The organism is Methylobacterium organophilum (assembly GCF_022533465.1).
Classification (GTDB): domain Bacteria; phylum Pseudomonadota; class Alphaproteobacteria; order Rhizobiales; family Beijerinckiaceae; genus Methylobacterium; species Methylobacterium organophilum.
The window spans coordinates 2,142,720-2,161,408 of the sequence record NZ_CP092848.1 but is presented as its reverse complement, the minus strand read 5'-3'; the positions used below and the strand labels follow the sequence as shown (position 1 = coordinate 2,161,408).

The 18,689-nt window shown below is 73.5% G+C and carries 17 protein-coding genes; 2 read left to right on the top strand and 15 right to left on the bottom strand.

Annotated elements, in window-relative coordinates:
- Positions 1-305: 305 nt before the first annotated feature.
- The 4 genes from MMB17_RS09995 to MMB17_RS09980 are packed head-to-tail and all read right to left on the bottom strand — an operon-like array spanning position 306 to position 3,283.
- Positions 306-1,673: a ThiF family adenylyltransferase gene (locus tag MMB17_RS09995; protein ID WP_012753009.1), complete on the bottom strand. Its 1,368-nt coding sequence runs from the start codon at positions 1,671-1,673 to the stop codon at positions 306-308.
- Entirely contained in the window at positions 1,670-2,140 is a 471-nt protein-coding gene (locus MMB17_RS09990) for a Mov34/MPN/PAD-1 family protein (protein WP_009865918.1), read from the bottom strand. Before MMB17_RS09990 ends, MMB17_RS09995 begins: the two co-directional genes overlap by 4 nt.
- Positions 2,137-2,574, bottom strand: coding sequence for a putative metal-binding protein (locus MMB17_RS09985; RefSeq protein WP_043766874.1), 438 nt, complete (start codon positions 2,572-2,574; stop codon positions 2,137-2,139). Before MMB17_RS09985 ends, MMB17_RS09990 begins: the two co-directional genes overlap by 4 nt.
- Entirely contained in the window at positions 2,567-3,283 is a 717-nt protein-coding gene (locus tag MMB17_RS09980; protein ID WP_142584743.1) for a multiubiquitin domain-containing protein, read from the bottom strand. The genes MMB17_RS09985 and MMB17_RS09980 overlap by 8 nt, the downstream gene beginning before the upstream one ends.
- A gap of 154 nt (positions 3,284-3,437) precedes the next feature.
- On the opposite strand from MMB17_RS09980, the gene MMB17_RS09975 reads away from it, so the two are divergent.
- Both MMB17_RS09975 and MMB17_RS09970 read left to right on the top strand, forming a co-directional pair.
- Positions 3,438-3,827, top strand: coding sequence for an MbcA/ParS/Xre antitoxin family protein (locus tag MMB17_RS09975; protein ID WP_012753006.1), 390 nt, complete (start codon positions 3,438-3,440; stop codon positions 3,825-3,827).
- A gap of 64 nt (positions 3,828-3,891) precedes the next feature.
- The gene (locus MMB17_RS09970) at positions 3,892-4,530 is read left to right on the top strand and encodes an RES family NAD+ phosphorylase (protein WP_238231842.1); all 639 of its coding nucleotides are present in this window, start codon (positions 3,892-3,894) and stop codon (positions 4,528-4,530) included.
- 13 nt (positions 4,531-4,543) lie between these two features.
- On the opposite strand, the gene MMB17_RS09965 is transcribed toward MMB17_RS09970, so the two are convergent.
- From MMB17_RS09965 to MMB17_RS09915, 11 genes are all read right to left on the bottom strand, one after another.
- Entirely contained in the window at positions 4,544-4,888 is a 345-nt protein-coding gene (locus MMB17_RS09965; protein WP_012753004.1) for a hypothetical protein, read from the bottom strand.
- A 484-nt stretch (positions 4,889-5,372) separates the two neighbouring features.
- The gene (locus MMB17_RS09960; protein ID WP_066923656.1) at positions 5,373-7,232 is read right to left on the bottom strand and encodes a TniQ family protein; all 1,860 of its coding nucleotides are present in this window, start codon (positions 7,230-7,232) and stop codon (positions 5,373-5,375) included.
- A gap of 10 nt (positions 7,233-7,242) precedes the next feature.
- On the bottom strand, positions 7,243-8,364 hold the full coding sequence (locus MMB17_RS09955; protein WP_066923658.1) for an ATP-binding protein: 1,122 nt from the start codon (positions 8,362-8,364) through the stop codon (positions 7,243-7,245).
- A gap of 10 nt (positions 8,365-8,374) precedes the next feature.
- Positions 8,375-10,621, bottom strand: coding sequence for a DDE-type integrase/transposase/recombinase (locus MMB17_RS09950; RefSeq protein ID WP_082222805.1), 2,247 nt, complete (start codon positions 10,619-10,621; stop codon positions 8,375-8,377).
- 219 nt (positions 10,622-10,840) lie between these two features.
- A complete protein-coding gene (locus MMB17_RS09945; protein WP_012752999.1) occupies positions 10,841-11,527 on the bottom strand; it encodes a TnsA endonuclease N-terminal domain-containing protein in 687 nt (228 codons plus the stop codon).
- Entirely contained in the window at positions 11,527-12,690 is a 1,164-nt protein-coding gene (locus MMB17_RS09940) for a hypothetical protein (protein ID WP_066927218.1), read from the bottom strand. Before MMB17_RS09940 ends, MMB17_RS09945 begins: the two co-directional genes overlap by 1 nt.
- Positions 12,691-12,781: 91 nt before the next feature.
- Positions 12,782-12,934, bottom strand: a complete 153-nt coding sequence (locus tag MMB17_RS09935) for a hypothetical protein (RefSeq protein WP_009863639.1) — start codon at positions 12,932-12,934, stop codon at positions 12,782-12,784.
- A gap of 459 nt (positions 12,935-13,393) precedes the next feature.
- Complete coding sequence (locus tag MMB17_RS09930) at positions 13,394-13,885, bottom strand: hypothetical protein (RefSeq protein WP_158022375.1); 492 nt, start codon at positions 13,883-13,885, stop codon at positions 13,394-13,396.
- 258 nt (positions 13,886-14,143) lie between these two features.
- Positions 14,144-15,382 (bottom strand): hypothetical protein, encoded by a 1,239-nt coding sequence (locus MMB17_RS09925; protein ID WP_238231845.1) that lies wholly within the window; start codon positions 15,380-15,382, stop codon positions 14,144-14,146.
- A gap of 798 nt (positions 15,383-16,180) precedes the next feature.
- The gene (locus MMB17_RS09920) at positions 16,181-17,011 is read right to left on the bottom strand and encodes a hypothetical protein (RefSeq protein WP_241101819.1); all 831 of its coding nucleotides are present in this window, start codon (positions 17,009-17,011) and stop codon (positions 16,181-16,183) included.
- 321 nt (positions 17,012-17,332) lie between these two features.
- Complete coding sequence (locus MMB17_RS09915) at positions 17,333-18,481, bottom strand: multidrug ABC transporter ATPase (RefSeq protein ID WP_241101818.1); 1,149 nt, start codon at positions 18,479-18,481, stop codon at positions 17,333-17,335.
- Positions 18,482-18,689: the final 208 nt, after the last annotated feature.

The window sequence follows — 18,689 nt, the reverse complement described above, 5'->3', positions numbered from 1 at the left end:
GGGCGTGGACGTCCTATCAGCTCCGGCGCCGCCCCTTCCCGGGAGGGCCGACCCGGACGGCCTGCCGTGACCGGCCCCGCTCGGCGCCCGCCCCGAGGTCCGCCCCGGAGCCCGGCGAAGGGCCCGCCTGCCGTCGGCTCTTCCGCCTCATCCGCCGGCGTCGCGGCACTTCGCGCCGTGCCGCCGAGATCGGCCTCGACACCACCTCGCTCAGGGGCCGCCCGACGCTCCGGGCGCCTCGCCGCCCGGAGCGCGCCGCCCCGGAAAACGGTCCCGCGGGCCCGAGCGATCACGGCGTCGGCAGGTCACCCCGCCGCGTTCCGGCCCCAGAGGTGCTCGGCCGCCGCGTCCGATTCGGGCTTGGAGCAGAACTCGCAGTGCGGATCGCGCGCCCGCCGCAGCCGGCGCCGCCCGATGGGGGCCTTCCAGGGATCGACGGCCCAATAGTTGGTCGCCGCCGCCCCCGCGTTCGAGCGCAGAAGTTCGACCACCAGCAAGGCGCCGGCCATGCTCGACACGAACGCGAACGGGGCGAGCACCTGCCTGCCTTCCGGTGTCAGCAGTGTCTGTGCGGCGCAGAGCTGCTTGAAGAGGCTGTCATAGGCCGTGCCCACGATCCCCGCGGGATCGATCTGGGGATGGGCCCGATGGATCCGCCCGGCGGCCTCGGCCGAGATGAAACCCTCCCTGACCGCGGCGAGGTCGACGCCCAGCCCATCCGCGATCGAGCGCTCCCGCGCGTGCTCGTCGGGAACGTGACGGTAGATGCAGGCCATGCAGGCATCCTGCGTGGGCTGCCGGTGCGAGTGCACGACGACGCCGCGCACGTCGGTCGTGGACGCGTCGAGGACCCGGCCCGGAAGCTCCTTCTGGATCCCGCGCCGCGCGCGCCTGCTGTCGACCGTGACGATGGCCGTGGCGGGCGGCCCCGCGGATTTGCAATAGGCCGAGAAGTCCTGGACGAGTGGTTCGAACGCGAGCTCGGGGAAGTCGGCCGCGGCGCGCTCGGCGAGCGCGACGGCCTTGTCGCGGCCGACATCCTCGTCGCCCAGGTAGAGGCAGCGGTTGGGATTGCCTGAGCCTACCGTTTTCGGGTCGACGATGCGGAGGCGGCCGACGGCGCGCAGGTGGCGCAGGGCGCGAACGAAGCCGTGGGCCACGGCGCCGGCGCCGACGAGCACGGCGTCCGAGAGATCGACGGTCGTCGCGAGCGCCGCGTCCGGCACGCCGAGCTGGTCGAAGTCCAGCCGGAGCGGGTAGGCGACGGCCGGAAGTGCCGGGTCGTCGAGCAGCATCCGCAGGGTCGCGGCGGCCGCCGGGCATGCGGCGACGGCGGCCAGCAGGGGATGGGGCGGCGGGCCGCCCGTCCGCCCGACGGGGCGGACATCGACGGTGGCGCCGCCGGCGTCGATGGCGGCGTGCAGCCGGGGCAGGTCCGTCCGCGCGGCCGCCTCGCCGATGACGAGTTCGAGCTGCGCCTCCTCGGCCGGCGAGGTCACCACGCCGACGGTCCGCGCGAGCAGGGCCGCCACTTCCGCCGCCCAGGCGGCGTCCGCGCCGCCGGGAGGAGCGGTGACCAGAACCGCCCGGTTGAGGCGCTCGGACGCGTCGTCCTCGTCGCTTCCGAGGATGGCGGCCAGCATCCGGGCGTTCTCTTGGGCGGGCGTGATCATGGCGTCACCTCGATGCGGATGCGCTCGCCCGGCCGGCGCACATGCTCCCACAGTCCAGCGTCCGAGAGCTCGTAGACCATCGCCTCCTCCAGGAAGGTCCCGGGCGTCGCCGTCGCGGCGAAGCGCGGCAGCACCAGGGAGAGGGCCCCGCGATGCCGGACGATGGCCCAGGCGTCGTCCGCCTCGGAATGGAACGCCCTGCCCGGATGGGTATGGACCTGGGCGACGATCTTGAGACGGTGGGCGCGAAGGTGCCCCATCAGCGCGCGCATGCTCGCGGGCGGCAGGTGGAAGTAGTCCTCGGCGGTGGCCTGCTCGGGTTCGTAGACCTCCTGCACGGGCGTCGGCGCCGCCGAGGCCGAGCGCGCGAGCCAGAGCACGGCGCGCTCCTCGCCGCGCCGCCCCCCGACGCGGAGGCGGTCGAGGGTTTCCGCGAGGATGGCGGCGGTGCAAGCGACGGCTGTCATCCGACCGCCCTCTTCCAGCAGCGCCAGATCTGGTCGAGGATGCCGAGCAGATCCAGGCCGGACTGGCCGCGGTAACCGTCCCACCGCTCGCCGACATGGCTGAAGTGGGTGTGGTACTCGCGCGTTCCGCGCATGCAGACGAACATGCGGCCGGTCACGGGATGGGGACTGGGGTGGAAGATGCCGCCGGCCCCGGGGGGAGCCTGCGAGAGGTGTTGCCCGGCGGCGTCGAGCAGTTCGACCGACGGGGGGAGGTCGTCCCAATCGACGCAGGTGAAACGGAGCCTCAGGGGCGCGGCGGTCGGATGCCCGAGGATCACGTCGAGCACGGGATACTCCGCCTGAAGGACCGTCCAGTTGCGGTGGGCCGCGGTTCGGGAATCGAGGCGGCGCACGTCGCGCTCGAACGCGGCCCGGGAGAGCAGCTCAAGCACGGGCGCCCCCACCGCCCTCGCGGGGCCCCCACTCGATCTCGACCTCGCCGGAGAGCCCGTTCCCGGCAAAGGAGGCGGACGGATCGATGTCGCGGTTGCCGACGGTCGTGATCCACGTCGCGGTGTCGCCGAGCTCCAGCTTGCGCGCGGCGCGGACCAGCACGTCCGCGACCGGCGTCGTCGCGGGAACCCGCACCGCCCCCTCGGCCGGGAAAACGCCGCTCGTGGTGAACACGGTCACCAGCACGAAGTCCGGCCGTTGCGCGCGCCGCGAGACGATGTGCTCGACGCCGCGAGTCTCGAACGACACCGCGCCGCCGGGCCGCAGGATCTTGTCGGGCTCGTCCTCGCGCTCCAGCACGAGGTCGTGGCCTGCCGGGACGTGCAGGATGGCGAGGAGCTCGTCGACCTCGATCCGGCCGTCACCCCAGACCTGGCCGACCTCGTCCACCGTGAAGGAGAAGCTGCGGTCGCTGCGGAAGCCGCGAAACGCGCCGCCTTCCTCGGCGACGAGGTCGACCTTGTCGTCCGTGCCCACGAGGTGGGTGCGGCCGCCCCGGACCAGGATGAGCTGGTGCTCGCTCGCGGGCAAGAGGCCGGCCCTGGTGAGGACCTCACGCCCGGTGACCTCGCCGTCGTCGAAGCGAACCGGGGTGCCGTTCACCGGGAACACGAAGCTGCGGGCCCGCGCGTTATCCATAACCTTCATCCTCGTCTCCACCTGCTGGCGCGCGCCGACGTTCCCGTACACACTCTTGACGGACGACGGCCTTGGACTAAAAGACGCTTTCAGTCTCGGCTGGGACTGTATGTATCTGGACTAGGTCGGCCGTCAAGTCCGATTCTGGACCAGGGAGGGGTTGATGACGAATTCTGCCCACGGCGCCCGGAACGAGGCTGGGTCGTCGCGGCTCCCTGTGGAGCTCGAAGCGTTCTTCGCGATGGCCGACAGGTGGCACCTGAGCGCCGACGAGCAGATCGCGCTTCTCGGTTCGCCGGCGCGGTCGACGTTTTTCAAGTGGAAGAAGGAAGGGGGCAGCATCCCGCCGGACACGACGGAGCGGGTGTCTCACCTTCTCTCGATCTGGAAGGCGCTGCGCATCCTGTTTACCGTAGACGAGCGTGGGGACGAGTGGATCAGGGCGCCGAACGAGTATTTCGATGGGGCGAGCGCGCTCGACGTCATGCTCTCGGGGAAATTCGCGGACTTGTACAAGGTCCGCATCTACCTGGATGCTCAGCGTGGCGGCTGAAGATTTTTCCCTGACGACGTGGAAGGGTGACGCGTTCCGCTTGATCCCGTCCCGGTTTCCGCCCGTGTCCGTCTATGACGGGCTCGTGGCCGACGGCAGGGTCGAGGCCCTCGTCGCGGTCGAGGACATCACGAACCCGCGCCTCCGCTCGATTGACCGCCTCGCGCGGCTCCGACCCGGGGTCCCGGCCGATGCCCCGAGGCTGCAGAACTGGAACCACGCGCCCTTCGCCTACGGCAACCCGGAGGGCAGCCGCTTCTTCGATCACCTGAGGCCGTGCCTGGAACTGGCTGCGGACCGCCAGACCGCGCTCGCCGTGTCGGTGGCGCGTCGCGAGAGGTTTCTCGCCCGGACCCGTGAGGCGCCCATCGGCCTCGACATGCGCATGCTGCGGACGCCGGCCGAGGGACGCTTCGTGGACCTTCGCCACGTCCCGGCCGATCTCGACGCGAAGGCGTGCCGCGAGATCGGCGCCCGCGTATCCTCCGAGGCCGACGGGGTTCTCTACCACCCTCCCGAGCGCTCAAGCGCGACGTGCCTGGCCGTGCTCAGGGCAAGCGTGCTCGGCCGCTCGATCCAGACGGTGCACTACCGGTACGTCTGGACCGGCCGCCGCATCGCCCTCCTCTACGCGTTCGACGACGAGGGGCGCGAGGTCAGGCCAGAGACCCTGGGCGGCGAGGAGGACGTGCTCGCCGCCTGAGCTCCGCCGCGCCTCAGCGCAGCTCGCCTGCCGCCCAACCGTCCAGGCGGACGAACTCGTGGAACGTGCAGCCGCGAGCCTGGCAGACGACGCTCGGCAGGACCCGGCCCTCCGCCGTGACCGTGTGGTCCTTCAGCACGAGCGCGTGACCCTGCGAGCAGGTCATCTCGGCCTTGAAGCGCCTCACCGTCGACGGGTGGCAGGCCTTCCAGTGCAGCGGCGGCGGCCTGTCCCCACCGCCGTAGCGGCGGATCGTGACCTGTCGGTGCCGCGGTTCAACGGGACGTTCGGTTCGAGGCGCGTCGCCCGAACGGCCAAGCCAGAGACGGCGCAGGAGGGATCGGAGCCAGTCAAACATGCGGTGTCACCAACATCCACAAGGGCCGTGATTTCGCGAGCGTATGCCGTGCCCTGAGACCGGCCGAACGGTCGGGCACGCCGTCATTACACCATGCCGGCGCCCCCGACATCGTGAGGAGCCTGAACGCGGCGCAAGCTGGGGGCCATCGGTCCATCGCCGACAAGCAGGAGAGCCGGCGCTGGGGGGCCGAGCCCGTTCCCCGGCTGTAGGAGCACAATGGGACGGACTTCGGCGCAGGACGCTTCCCGCGACGAGACCTCAAGCACGGGAGGGCTTCGGCGAGTATTGGGCCGGTCCCGCGATCTTGCAGCACGCTGCTGCGAAATTGCCTTGGGCCGCCATCCTCTTGCGTCTCTCGGGTTCCCGGGCGGCGGCCGCCGCGTCGCAGGACCCGGGCGCCCGGTGCGCCCGCCGCGGGCTCTCGGATGGGGCAGCCCCGCACGGTCCGCTCACGTATCCCGCCGCCGAGGCGCAACCTCCGTTAGAGCGGGCGCGCATGCGTCCTGGGAATGCGGCGCCGGAGGTCCCGCGGTACATCCTCCCGGGACCACACCGTCGTGACCTTACGGCCGGCGGTCGCGAAAACCGGCTTGATGCCGGCCCGGTCGAGGGCTTCCCGCACCCACCGAATGCCGGATCCGATGTCCCTGGCGAGGGCCCCCGTGGTTGCGTACTCGCTCTCGAAGGCCGCCAACGCATCCTCCGGGACGAGGATCTCCCCGCATGCGGTCGCGGTCCCGGTCAGCAGGCCTTGCCGGACGATCAGGCCGACGACGTCGGACGGCACCGTGATGCGCCGGCCGACCTCTGCGAGGGTGAGGCCGCCGCCCCCGCGGGACCGGCGCGCGGCCCTGATGTCCTCCGGGTCGAGGAGGAACCCCGCGAGGCCGGGCGCGTCCCGCAGGACCGCCCTGACCCGGAGCTGTCCGGCCAAGATCATGGCGCAGGTGCCGCGCACGCCGTCGACCTTGCCGTGCTGGCTGGCGCGCGCGAGCGGCAGGAGGCCGGCGGGAGCGGCCTCGACGGTCGGCGCTGGGCCGCGGAGTCGGGCCAGCACGGCGTCGATGGCACCCCGGTCGAATACCTCGGCCTTGATGCCGGCGCGACGATGGATCTCGGCTGGCGGGACGATGCGGGCGGCCACCAGCATCCTGGCCTGTCGCTTGGCCAGCCCGAGCGCGGCGGGCAGGTCGTCCGCGCGGACCGCACGGTCGAGGAGCGCGCGGATCTCGGCGGCGGTCTCGCGGGTGATGCCGATGGGCGTGCCCCGCTTGGTCCGTTCCGGCCACGCACCCAGGGCCTTGACGTAGCCGGCGACGAACTCCGGCCGGCGCCCGCACTGGGCCGCGATCTCGGCGAGGCTGACCAGGGGGACATCGGCATGCCGGATCACCACCGAGGTCTTGTGGACCGGACCCCGTGCCGCGTGATGCGCGAAGAGGATCGCCCGCACCGCGTCACCGCTCCCTCCCGCCGGCAGTCGCTTCGCCCACAGGTACAGGTAGCCATAGACCTGTTCGGCGCCCCAGGCCCCGAGGCCGACATGGTCGGCTCCGGCCATCCCGTCGAGCAGGGCCTCGAAGGCGCGCGGCCAGTCCCGCGCGATGGCGAGGCCGGCCGAAAGCACCTCGGGATGGCGTTCCGCCGGAAACTTCGACAAGGCCCCGTCGGCGCCCCCGTGCCGGGCGACGCCCAGCCGCTCCATGGCGTCGCAAGCCTCTGCGAGCGTCAGCCCGTCGAGAATGGGGACCTCCGTCCTCGGCATGCCGCCGAGGCGGCCGACCACGTAGGCGTCCGCCAGGGTCGTGCCGGGCGCGACCTCGACGCCCTCGCAGGCCAGCAGGGGGTGGCCGTTCCTGCACCGGGTCAGCGAGCCGGCTTCCCAGGTGACGTCCACGCCGCAGGTCGGGCAAGCCGCGGCCAGCAGGACGTGATGCACCGGGCAGGTGCGGACGGCAGCCACGTCCCACCAGAAGCGCCGGTGAACGTTCCAATGGGCGTGACGTCCGGACCGCGGCCGGCGGAGGTCGTCGTCCCAGCAGCGCGGGCACCAGCGACGCGCGTTCGTCGTCCAGTCGTCCCGGTGGATCTCCTCGCCGGCGATCACGACCCTCCGCTTGGTGACCTCCGCCGGGGTCCATCGCAGGAAGGGCTCACCGTCACGGCCGAGCCGGTCCGCGAGGGGCTTGGCGGCGCGCCCCTGCAGGATGTCGCTCAAGGCATGGCCGGCGCTCCTCAGGCGTTCCCGGCTCCACGGCTCGCCATTGACGTCGAAGGCGCGCAGCAGGTGCGCCGCTGCGGATTCGCCCTCGACGACGGGCGGGATGATGGTCAGTCGCACCGACGTCCTCCTACGCGTCGTCCGGGTCGATGTCCGCTTGCGCGGTTCCCATCAGTCGGGTGAGCTTGTCGAACTCGATCTCCTTCAGCTTCGGGCAGGTCGAGATGTCGGGCACCCTGAACGGGTTCCGGTGAGGGCCGAGCTCGAAGATCTCGTCGAAGACGAATGCTAGGTGGTCGAGTTGGCTGATGCTCGGCGCGCCGCTTCGGATGGCGCGGAAGGCCGCCTTCTTGACGAGGTGCATCATCCGGCCGGTGTATCCCGCCGATGCCTTGAGCATGCGCTGGACCATGTCGTGCTCGGACAGGCCGGAGGGGGCCGGGAAGCCGAGCCGCGGCTCGATCAGCTCCAGGAACTTCGTCGCCTTCTTCACACAGGCCGCCGAGTGGCCGAGTGGCCTGATGGGCATGAAGATGCAGCGTCGGAGCAACTGGAAGTCCTCCTTGAGCACCCGCCTCAGCCACGGCATGCCGGAGAGCACGAGCGAGATGGGGCGCATCTCCGCCCCCGGCGGCCGCAGGGGGTCGTTCGGGTCCGGGAGGACGAGGTTCTTCAGCGTCTCGACCAAGGCCCGCCGCTCGTCGCCGGTGCGCCCGCGGAGGGCGTGGTGGAATTCATCGACCATGACGACCGACACGAGTTGGGCGTGCATCTGGTGGCGGACCCTGCGCCAGATGTCGTGCTCCTTCAGGGTGGCGCTGAGTTCCAGATCGGTCAGGGCGACGTACAGCGCGAGCCCCAGCGTCTTCAGGGTGCAGGGGCTGGGCGCCTTGATGAACACCAGCGGGCGCACGGGGCCGACCTCGTCACGGAACGGCACCAGGGACGGGCGCATCTGCAGCCGGGCGAGCAGATGCGACTTCCCGGCCCCGGAAGGAGCCGGAACGACAAGGCACTGGCCCTCGACGTCGTCGGCGAGGTCGGCCAGCATCTGGTCGAAGCGCGCGACCGCCTTGACGACGACGTCCGTGTTCACGTGGATCGTGTTCACGCGTCTCTTCCAGGCGCGCCGCTCCAGATCCTGGGGGCTCAGACGGGTGGCGAACCGCTCCCGGCGCGCGGGAACGGCCTCCTGCGGGGCGAGGACCGTGACGTCGGGGCGGAAGATGTCCGCTTCGTGGGCTTGCAGCATGCGATGGTCCTCACTCGGCAGTCCAGTTATCGGGATCGTCTGCATCGAACCCGATGTCGTCGGCCGCCGCCGCCGGCATGGTCGCCGCCGGCACGGTCGCCGCCGCGGTGACGGGCGGTGATCGTGCCGGCTCGGCGGCGACCGAGTCGTCCTGCGCCGCGCGGACCGGGCGCCCGCCGGTCTTGCGGCCCCCCTGCCCGATGCGGGGCGCAGGCGCCGCCTGGCCGTCGGCCGCGGCCGACGGCGCGGCCTTCCTCGGGCGCCGGGTCCGCAGCCGCTCGGCCTCGTGGGCGTTCTCGTCAGCGACGTCCCAGGCCACCTCGAACATCGGGTCGTCCGCGTGCTCGCGGAACCAGTCGACGTCGGTGCTGGCCAACCGCTGCGGCTTGACGCCGGCCTTGCGGCATTCGGCGCGAAGCAGCTCCATCGCGCGGACGAGGGTCGCGCGTGCGACGCGCTGGCCCTCCAGCGTCATGCGACGCGCCGTCCGGACCACGTCGCGCCACTCGGCAAGGGAGGTGCCGTCCGCCAAGGCGTCGTCGCAGGGAACCCTGATCCACCCGGCCTCCTCGTCCACCAGGACGAGGAGGTGGCCGAGATCGGACGCATCGACCTTGACGAGGAACTCCTCGCCGAAGTGGAAGCCTTTCCTGCGGCGGACGCCCTTCAGCTCGTCCGACTGGAAGGTGAGCCCGAGGAAGGTGATCCCGTGCCGCTGGATGGTCCTCGGGACCACGAGCGCGATGAGCGGGTCGAGGTCGTCGGCCGACGGCGGCAGGCGCGTGCCGTAGCCGATCAGGTCCTGCCAGCGCTGCAGGGGCGTGCGTCCCAGCAGCCCGCCATGCTTGCGGTTGTGATAGATGTCGACGACCCAGATCGTGAAGAATTCGATGAGCTGGGCGAGGGTCAGGGCGGCTTGCCCGACGCTGTCGTAGTCGCCCCGCTCGCGCACGTCCCGGAAGGTCCGGCCCGGCAGGTAGGCGCAGAAGTCGCGCGCGATCGTGCCGAGGGCCCGCTCGACCTTGCCCTTCAGGTGGGGCTTGCGCCGGGGCATGTAGCGAAGCTCGAACCGCAGCTGCCCGGCGGCCGCCTTCATCGAGCGGGAGTGGAATTCCCGTCCGTTGTCGAGCTTGACCACCTCCGGCACGCCGAACACGGGCCAGGACGTCTCGACGCGGACGCGGGTCAGGTCCTTCGGCAGCACCGCCATGCGCAGGCAATGCATCACCGAGGTCCAGGAGGGGCGCTCTTCGCTGAGATGGAACCCGACGATCATCCGGGTGGCCGCACAGATGGCGACCGTGAGCCAGACGCGCTTGGTGCGCTTGTCCTTCCGACGCCGGTTCCGCGCCGGGGTGCCGTCGCCTTCCAGAACCAGCACGTCGAGCGGCGTGTGGTCGATCTCGACGATTTCGAGCGGCCGCGTCGCCTGAGGAGCCTTCTTGACGTGCCGGAAGGCCTGCTCCGCCTCCGCGGGGCCCTGGCGGTGATAGATCTCGTCGAACCGACTGACGTTCGCCTTCACCCAGCGCCGGATGGTCATGGCGTCGGGCACATCGAGGGGCACGGCGCGCGTCTTGTTCTCGCGCTCGACCCGGCCCTGGATGAACAGGATGACGTGGCTGAGGGGGGGGCCGTTCCGGATGAGCCAGTCCTCGCGCACCCGCTCGGCGAGGATCACCTCGACTTCCGGGTCGAGGCGGAAACCCGCCCGCCCCTTCTGGTCGTGCAACGGGATCAGCGCCGCGAGGGCCCTGCCCCCCTTGCGCCAGCGCCCGTACCAACCCTTCAGCGAGGACCCGCTCACCCGTTCGAGCGGCACGTCGTCGGGATGGGAGCCCTCGTTCTCGATGACCCGTTGCCGACGCTCCGCCGCGACGAGCTTCGCGATCTCGGCGTAGCCCTTCAGGACCTTCTTGTGGGTCCGCTCGGCGAAGCACCGGTCGCAGGCCTGCATGTAGTCGAGGCGCATCAGCGCCGCGTCCTGCTGGCGGACATCGAACGTGTCGATGGTGCGGAGGAGGTTGTCCTGGACGCCTTGGGGCAGGCCCGCGGTCGTGTCCTCCACCAGTTGAAGGCGCCTCGGCTCGCCGAAGTAGAGGTCGGCCAGCTCGGCATGGCTCTTCGTGACCGAGACCGGCCTCGCCCCGAGCGTGCGCAGGGTGACGCCGCTCGCGTCGCGCGAGAGCACCTTGTGGTAGACGCCCTCGACGATGACGAGGGCGCCCTCCTGCAGGCGGATCTGGCAAGCGCCCATGTTCAACGCCGCCCCCTCCCGGGCTCGGACACGCGCAGCCGCCCGCTGCGGCAAAGGTCCAGCATCGCGGCCTCGCTCAGGAAAAGCGTGACGGGATCGGGCCCGAGCCGGCGCAAGAGGACGCCGGCCGCGGCGCGCGCGATGGCGTGGGGGATCCCGTCGACGAGCGCGACCGCGCCGCGGTGCGTGCGGATCTGAGACCGATCTCCTGTCATGGGGCTACCTCCGGCTCGGGGAACGGCGGACAAGGGCGTGGTCGTCGAACGGTCGGCCGGGTTCGGTGAGCTCGGCTTCCCCGCGCGCGACCAGGGCGACGACGGCCCGGAAGGCGCGGGTCCCGAGGCCCGAGGCCGCTCGGAGCTCCCGGACGCGGGCCTCGCCGCCGAAGCGGTCCAGGACGACGCGGATGGTGTGCTGCTCCGCCTCGTCGACGACGAAGCTTCGCTCGCTCGCGACGAGCGCCGCGTTCGCGACCCGGAGCGCGTCGATCTCGACCTCGGTCCAGAGCTCGAAGCCGTGGTAGCCGGCCGCGATGGCGCCCGCCGCCAAGCGGGGCCGGATCTCGTCCCAGCCGAGCCTGATCACCCGCTTCAGCGGCTTGACCTCGACGCAGAGGCGCCGCCCGTCGTCGATCTCGACGGCGAAGTCCGGCGTGTAGGTGTGCCACCGGACGCCGTCGTGCCACCGGAACGGGACGGGCTCCTCCTGGTAGCGCAGGACGGCGTCGTCCTGCTCCAGGAGGAGGATGAAATCCCGCGCGAGGAGGCCCTCGTAGGCCACCATGCGGTGGCCCATGCCCGGCTTGCCGGAGGGGATCTCGCCCGTGATGCAGTCCCGCCGTCCGGTGACGATCCGGCGGGACGGATTCGGCTTGCCGACATGCCGGCTTCGCAGGGTCCGGGACATCAGGCCCCTGCCCCGGCGCCGGGCATCCGCGCGGGCGCGGCCGCCGCCCCCAGGCGGATTGGATACCGCGTCACCCCCTCCTGCCAGCGGTCCAGCGGGGTCCGCCCGTCCCGGCGCGAGCGGCCGAGGTCGTGCTGGCTGAGCCAATCCTGCACCGCGGCCATCAGGCCGTCGGCCGTCGCCACCGCGGCCCCGGTCGCGGCGAGCCATTGCCCCAGGCCCGCCGCCGGCGCGGCCCCGCCCGCGGAGGCCGCCGGGCCGAAGCGCAGCTCGATCCCGAGCGCCGCCGCGGACCGCAGGACCGATTCGCTGCGGAACCGGGGGGCGTGGTCGAGCAGGAGGGCGTCCGGGAGACCGAGGCAGAGGCGGGCGACGCCGAGCGGCTCCGGCGTGGCTGCGGCCGGCCGGGCACCGAAGAGCCCGAGGACGGCGTCGCCGTCGGGCTCCGTCGTGGAGAGCCTCGCCGCGACCGTCACGCCGCTGTAGGCGTCCCGCGCGGTCAGCAGGTGGACGCGATCCGTGTCGAGTTCCGGCAGCGCGATGTCGAGGGTCTCCTCGCCGACGACCACCTCGCCCAAGGGGTGCCCGCTCGACATGTGCAGGAACCGGAAGACCTGCCGGGCGGGCGCCGCGGATCCGCGCGCCGGCGGCCGCATGCGGGCGCGGATCATCCGGCGAAGGGTGCCGGGCGCCGGCACCTGGTCGGGCGCGCACCCGCGGGCCAGGGCCTCTTCCCGGCACCGCTGCAGCGCCGCCTGCGTCAACAGGGAGAGCGAGGGCGCCGGCCGCAGGCGGGCCTGGGCGGCGGCCTCGTCGGCCACGGACCCGATCCAGGCGGCCCAGCGGGGCCGGGCCGGCACGGACCGCCGCCGGTCGGCGAGCGCGGCCACCTGCCCGCCGCTCGTGCGGAGCAGCCGCTGCCACCGCCTGACCTGCCGCAGCGACGGCCACTTGACGTCGTCCACCTCACGGCCGACCGCCGCGAAGGCGGCCGGCACGGCATCGGCGCCGCACGCGCCGGCCGGCAGGCCTTCCAGGGCCTGCACATAGGCCAGGCGCCGTCCGGCGCGGGCGCGCTGCGCCTCCGTCAGCTCCGAGAGGGCCGGCGGATCCGCCGGGGCGAGGGAGTCGCTCTGGACGGGAAAAAGTTCGAGCTGCGTCATGACCGCGGCGGTCCTCTGAAAGCCCGTGGCGGGCGTTGATGGAAGCTGGGCGAGGCGGCCCCGGCACTCGGGCCGGGGCCGGTCGTGCGGGCTAGTCCTCGGGCGCCTGGTCGTCCCAGGCCTCGGGCGTGAACTTGCCGGTGGGGTGGCCGAGAAGGAGGCCGAGGTCGTCGTCCCACGCGTCGAAGGCGGGATCGACGAAGCGGTCGCCGGCGGGCGGCTCGCCGCCGTACTGATCGGTCAAGGGCGTTCTCCTGGGGTCGCGAGGTCGGTGGCCCGGTCGAGGGCGTCCGTCGGACGGCCCCGGCTCGGCGGCATCAGGCGGCCGGGACACCCCAAGGAGGCGACACGCGCAGGCCCTTGCTTTCACGCGCGGGAGCTGGCATACGTGTCGGGCCTCGGCGTGTGCCTCATCCGGTCGGTGCGGTAGTTTCACGGTCGCGGTCGAAAAGGCTCGGACGTCGCTTGGGCCGGGGATTCCACTCCCCTTCCCGGCGCGGTCGAGCGATACACCTGCGGTGGCTTGGTGGTTAGACGCAGGTGATCTCAAGGCGTGCGGCCCTCGGGCCGTGCGCCTTTGTCATGACTCATGGGGCGCGACCGGAGCCGGTCGCGGAGGGTCGCGCGACCGCCCACGGCGGACGCGAACCGGTCTGATCTGGCCGGGCATTGTTACTCTCCCTCGAAGTCCCGGGACGGGACTTTACTCGGTTTCGCCCTGAGACGGCTGCGCCCGGAACTGGCCGAGCGCGTACCACATCTTCGCCTTCCGGTCGTGGATTATTTTCCCATCGCGCTTAAGCTTGGTCTTGGACTTCTCCGAGGCGTCGAGCTGGTAGCCGGCTTTCCGGACGACCTCGTTCACCTCGGCGCCGGACATCCCCCGGGGGCCCGCCTTCGCCAACGCCGTGACGATCACCTTCGCGACCGGGCCGGTGACCGCGGGCAGTTGCAGGGGCTCCGCCCCCGGCCGATCCGCATCCGCGGCCGCCCGCGGGAGGGCCACGGCCGGCGCGAGGCCGGAGCGCTCCAACGTGCCGATCAGGTGGTCGATGCCGGCCAGTTCGGTGGCGATCTCGCGAAGCTTCGCGGCACCGGCCAGCATCGCCGACCGCACGGCTTCGTGCATCTCCGCCTCGGCCTGCCGGGCCTGCTCGCGCAGCCTCTCCCGCGCCTGTTGCAGTTCGGTGAGCACGACCATCCCCCACAAGGCCCGCGGGCGGTCGCGCCCAGGCCGATTTTGAAATCCTACCCGGTCGCGGACCCCGTGGCAACCGGGTGAGACCCGGCCGCAAGGCGCCTGGTTAACGGGGTCCTGCCTGACCGACCCTGCTTCCGGCCGGGTGGCTTCCCGTCCGGACCGGCCGCGCAGACCTGGCCGGGCGCGCCCGCGGGCGGCGAGCCCGGGCCGGGCGTGCCGGCGCGCTCCGGCCGTTGGCCGGGTGACTCGGCGTCACCCCGCCCGGTAGGCCGCGGCCGGACCGACCGGCTCGCGCGACATGAAGGGCTGCCCCCTGCCCTCCGCCCAGGCGAAGCCAAGCGCGGCCAGCGCCGCCGTCAGCTGCGCGTCGTCGGCGGGAGCGATCCGCAGCCCGGCCCCCTCCGCGTCCGCGATCGCGACGAGCCGCTCCAGGAAGCCTGGGCGCGGCGCCCGCCCGGCCAGGCCGCCTACGACCAGGTCCCCCTCCCCCGACAGGCCCAGCGGCAGGTCCGGCAGGTCGTCCCCCCGGGTCAGCCGGCGCATGACCCGGTGCGCGGCGGTGTCGAGCTCGGCCGGGACCGAGGCGTCCAGCAGGGTGTCGGCCGCCGCGTCGGAGACCCGCGCCGCGCCGCCGCCCGGCAGGACCGCCGCGACGGACAGCTCGATCCCGCCGGCCCGGAGGTCGAAGCGGGCCGACAGGACGAGGCGGACAGCGGTGCGCGTCACGGTGATCGCCACCGCCCCGTCGAGTCCCTCGCCCGCGGCGTAGGACGCCGGACCCACCGCCAGTCCCCGATGCCGGCGCAGCAGGCGACCCAGGGCGGGGCCGAGCTCCGCGTCGACGATGTCCCGCGCGAGCGCGTCGGCGAGGCGCCGCCGCCAAGCCGGGCCGTCGCGGTCGCTCCTCCGGGCGCCGGGGGCCGGCAGCGCCCGGAGGACCGCGGCGGCGTGGCGGAAGCGCTGCCCGGCACTCGCGCCCAGCGCCTCTCGGTAGAGCGCATCCGCGACGGCCTCGACCAGCGGCGGCAGCCCCTTGGCCAGGGCCGCCCGCAGCCGCCGGCCGGCCGAGGCGGCCTGCGCCGCCCGGCTTGCCTCGCCGGCATCCGCCATCAGCGCCGCGGCCTGCCGCGCCTCCGGCGCGACCGTGAACGCGAGCGCCTCCAGCTCGTCGGAGGCCCGGAGGACCGCCGGCAGGCAATCGAGGAAGCGGAGGGCGCGCTCGACATGCGCGCGGGCGGAGGCGCCATCCTCGGGGATCCAGCGGGCGGCCCTGAGCAGGGCATCCCGCACCTGCGCGTGATCCGCCGGCGCGAAGGCCCCGGGGAGCGCGCGCAGGAGCGCGCGGTCGGCCGCCGCGCGCGACCGCGCCAGGGGGAGGACGATCCCGTCGTCCCAGACCTGCCGGAGATCCTTCCGGATCGCCCGCCTCAGGGCCGCGATCCGGGTCGCCCGGATGCCGCCGGCCACGAACGCCGCGTGCAGGTTCTCCATCGTCGCGTCGACCGTGTGCCGGGTGGCCGGGTGCGAGAGCGTCGCGATGGTTCGCCACGCCGTCGCGAGCTCTCCCGCGTCCGTTTGCGTGGGGCTGCTTCCGGCGCGGGAGGCCGGGACGACGGGAGCGGGGTGCATGGCCGGAGGATGCCCAGGAACGCGAGCGTCCGGCCGGGCGATAGGCCGCGGGACCGCGCCAGGCCGGCGCGATGGATCCAGGGCGCTTCGATCCGGGCCGCGGACGGCGCCCGGGAATCGGGCGCACGCCCCATTGTGCGGGCCACGGAGCAAGCCACAATCGGCGCCGCCCGGGCCGTGCCGCATCCCCTGCACCGGCGCGCGCCTCAGGTCGCCTCGCCGGTGTCCCAGGACGCCCAGGAGCCCGGCAGCGACGCGGTCTCGCGGGCGAGCCGGACGAAGGTGGCGAGGTCCTCGTTGGCGTCGTCGAAGGCGCCGTCGAGCAGGGTCCACGCCTCCGGCGCGGCGAGCGCCGCGCCATCGGCGAAGCCGCGGTCGTCCGGCCCGGTCCGCCCGCGGTCCCGCGGCGAGGCCGGGTCGACGGCCGCGCCCGGGTCGCGGGCGAGACGGCCGGCGAGCCGCCCGGCGCGCCCCGGGCGCGGTCCGGCGGCCCCGGCCCGGCCCGGGCGAGCGCGCCGGCCCGGGCCGGCGGGGCCTGGGATTCGCCGCGCGCCCGGGCGTTGCCCTGGAGGGGGCGCCGCGGGTGTTCGCCAATGTCGTCATCGTCGTCTCCGTCGCAGCAGGATCGATGGGGTGGCGCAGGTCGGAGGGGTTGCCGGCTCACCGAGCCCCGGCATCGCCGCGCAGGGCTGGCAGGCGGCGGGGCGTCGGCCGGGAACGCGGGGTCCGGCCTGCGGCGCCTCGGCGGCGGCGCGCGGCGGGGCGCCCGCGCCGCTCGGGAGCCGTCGCCGCCGAGGCGCGCGAAGCTCTCGGCGAGGTCCCTGAGGCGCTCGGCGGTGGCCTGGTCCGCGGGGAGCCGGCGGGGCTGAGCGCCTCCCCGAGGGCCGCGGCGTCGAGCCGCTGCGCGTCCGGGTCGGCCGCCGCGGCCTCCAGGACGGCCATGAGCAGGGTGCCCGACCGCAGCAGGCTGGCGGCCGGCGTGCCGGCCGCGAGGGCGGCGAGGTCCGCGCGACCGGGCGGGGCGAGGCGGACCGGGAGCGTCCGCAGCCTGCCTTCGAGGCGCCGGCATCCGGAGAGCGCGGCGGACCAGGGCAGCAGCCAGGGGGCGGCGGGCGCCGGCCGGCCGGGGCGGCCGCGTGCGCGACGGCCCGCAGGGCCCGGGCGGCGTGGAGCGGGCTCATGCCCGTCACGACCGCCACGCCGAGGCGGGCGCGGACCCGGTCTCGTCCAGCGCGGCGAGCGGCAGCACGAGGAAGACCTCGACCCGCCCGCCAGGGCTGCCGCCGCGCGGTCGAGCAGGCCCTGGAGCTGCGCCGCCGCGCCGTGGGCGACCAGGGCGGGCGGGCGCCGGCCGGCCGGCGCGGCCGGGCCGGGCGCGTGCCCGGGGTAGGCCAGGACGGTGGCCGGGCGCTCGACGCGCGCGAGGGCGGCGGCGGCCAGCAACGCCGCGTGGTATCCGGACGCATCGTCCGCGAAGAACCCATAGACCATGGCGGCATCCTTTCCGGTTGCGGGCCGCTGGAGCTTCCTTCTCTGAGGAAGGCTGAATTATACCAATGGTAAAATAGACTGGCTAGATTCGGTCTTGCCTGAAAGCAGTTCACCCCACCGCAATCTCTGGCCTTGGTTAACCGAAAGCAGTCTACGCGCCCCGACGTGCGGGGATGCGGGCCGCACCACCGCCACGCTTCCGACGGCTCGGCGAGCGGGCCGCGCGGGGAGCCGCGAGCCCGGTCTTCGCCGGACGCCGATCCGTTGCCCGTCGCGTTCCCGGCGAGCCCGCCGCGCCGGCGACGGGGCGCGGGCGAGCGCTCAGGCGGTCCGGATCGACCGCCCCGGCGCGTCAGTGAGACGCGGCCCCTGGTCCGATCGGGGACGGCTCACCGCCTTGGTGACCTCCTCGAACCGCGCGCTCGCGTCGGACCAGTTCTGGGCGAAGTCGAACAGCTCGCGCAGGGCCGGCGCGATCTCCTTGTAGGCCGCCAGCGCCGCGACCAGGGCGCCGAGCGAGAGGCGGCCCTGGACGACGAGGTAGCCGCCGATCGCGAAGAAGAAGAACGGCGTGAGGTTGGAGGTGTAGTTGTAGAGCCCCTTCAGCCGGCCCTTGAGGTCGTTGATCTCGACCCGCACCCGCTCAAGCTCCTCCGCCAACCGCATCTGCCGCAGCAGGGCCGACCCGCGTGCGGGGCCGGGCGCGGCCGCGGGCGCGCGGGCGGCCTCCTCCGTGGTCAGGAGGCCGCCGAGCGCCCGGGTCGCGTGGACCCGCGCGCGCACCCTGCCGTTCAGGCGCCGCTGGAGGCGGGGCAGGACGCTGAGCTGCACCGGCAGCATCATCAGCGCGGCCAGCGCGAGGGCGGCGTTCTGGAGGAGCAGGAAGGCGACGCTGGTCACCAGCGTGCCGCCCTGCACGAGCGGCACGGCCACGAGGCTGGCCCCGAAGTAGCCGATGGGCTCGACCTCCTGGACGGCGACGGCCGCGAGCGCGGCCCGGCGCTCGGGCGAGCCTTCCCCGCGCGCCCGCCGGACGATGGCGAGGCGTAGCCGGCGCACGAGGCGCTCGTTGACGCGCCCGCGCGCCCGGTTGACCGCGTACTTGGCGAGCCCGCCCAGCGTCAGCACGGCAAGGTAGCTGGCGCACAGGGCGAACAGGAGTTCCACCTGCGAGAGGGTGAGGCCCAGGACGGTCATCTCCGGATGGCCGTCCCCGTCCGCGTCGGTGATGGCGCGGTTGATGATGTGCTTGGGGATCTCCAGGAGAAGCCACGCCGCCGGAAGGGTCAGCAGCGAGAGCAGCACGAGGCGCAGCTGGAAGCGCAGCGTCGCCCGGACGATGAAGCGCTCCAGGCGCCACCCCGCTCGCCCTCGGACGCGCCGACCGCGGTCGGCGGCATCGGCCTCGGCCGGGCCCGCCGGCGCCGCCGCAGCCCCGCCCACCGCAGGCCGAACCGGACGATCAGCCATCCTGTCCAGGCCGGCGCGACCACGAAGACGAGCACGGCCAGGAGGTCGATCCACCAGTGGCCGTGCGGGTAGTCGAGCCCCGTGATCCGGTGGGCCAGGGCGTGGATGAAGGCTGGCGTCACCACGGGGCGCTCCGATGCCGGGATCGATCCCATCCCGTGGGGGCCGTCAGGCTTGCCCGCGCCGATGCGTGCGTGCCCGCGTCACG

Bases quoted from the DNA above. Each gene is read 5' to 3' on its own strand.
- MMB17_RS09995 (WP_012753009.1), bottom strand. From the start codon at position 1,673: ATGATCACGCCCGCCCAAGAGAACGCCCGGATGCTGGCCGCCATCCTC.
- MMB17_RS09990 (WP_009865918.1), bottom strand. From the start codon at position 2,140: ATGACAGCCGTCGCTTGCACCGCCGCCATCCTCGCGGAAACCCTCGAC.
- MMB17_RS09980 (WP_142584743.1), bottom strand. From the start codon at position 3,283: ATGAAGGTTATGGATAACGCGCGGGCCCGCAGCTTCGTGTTCCCGGTG.
- MMB17_RS09975 (WP_012753006.1), top strand. From the start codon at position 3,438: ATGACGAATTCTGCCCACGGCGCCCGGAACGAGGCTGGGTCGTCGCGG.
- MMB17_RS09965 (WP_012753004.1), bottom strand. From the start codon at position 4,888: ATGTTTGACTGGCTCCGATCCCTCCTGCGCCGTCTCTGGCTTGGCCGT.
- MMB17_RS09955 (WP_066923658.1), bottom strand. From the start codon at position 8,364: ATGCTGCAAGCCCACGAAGCGGACATCTTCCGCCCCGACGTCACGGTC.
- MMB17_RS09950 (WP_082222805.1), bottom strand. From the start codon at position 10,621: ATGGGCGCTTGCCAGATCCGCCTGCAGGAGGGCGCCCTCGTCATCGTC.
- MMB17_RS09945 (WP_012752999.1), bottom strand. From the start codon at position 11,527: ATGTCCCGGACCCTGCGAAGCCGGCATGTCGGCAAGCCGAATCCGTCC.
- MMB17_RS09940 (WP_066927218.1), bottom strand. From the start codon at position 12,690: ATGACGCAGCTCGAACTTTTTCCCGTCCAGAGCGACTCCCTCGCCCCG.
- MMB17_RS09925 (WP_238231845.1), bottom strand. From the start codon at position 15,382: ATGGAGAACCTGCACGCGGCGTTCGTGGCCGGCGGCATCCGGGCGACC.
- MMB17_RS09920 (WP_241101819.1), bottom strand. From the start codon at position 17,011: ATGGTCTATGGGTTCTTCGCGGACGATGCGTCCGGATACCACGCGGCG.
- MMB17_RS09915 (WP_241101818.1), bottom strand. From the start codon at position 18,481: ATGGCTGATCGTCCGGTTCGGCCTGCGGTGGGCGGGGCTGCGGCGGCG.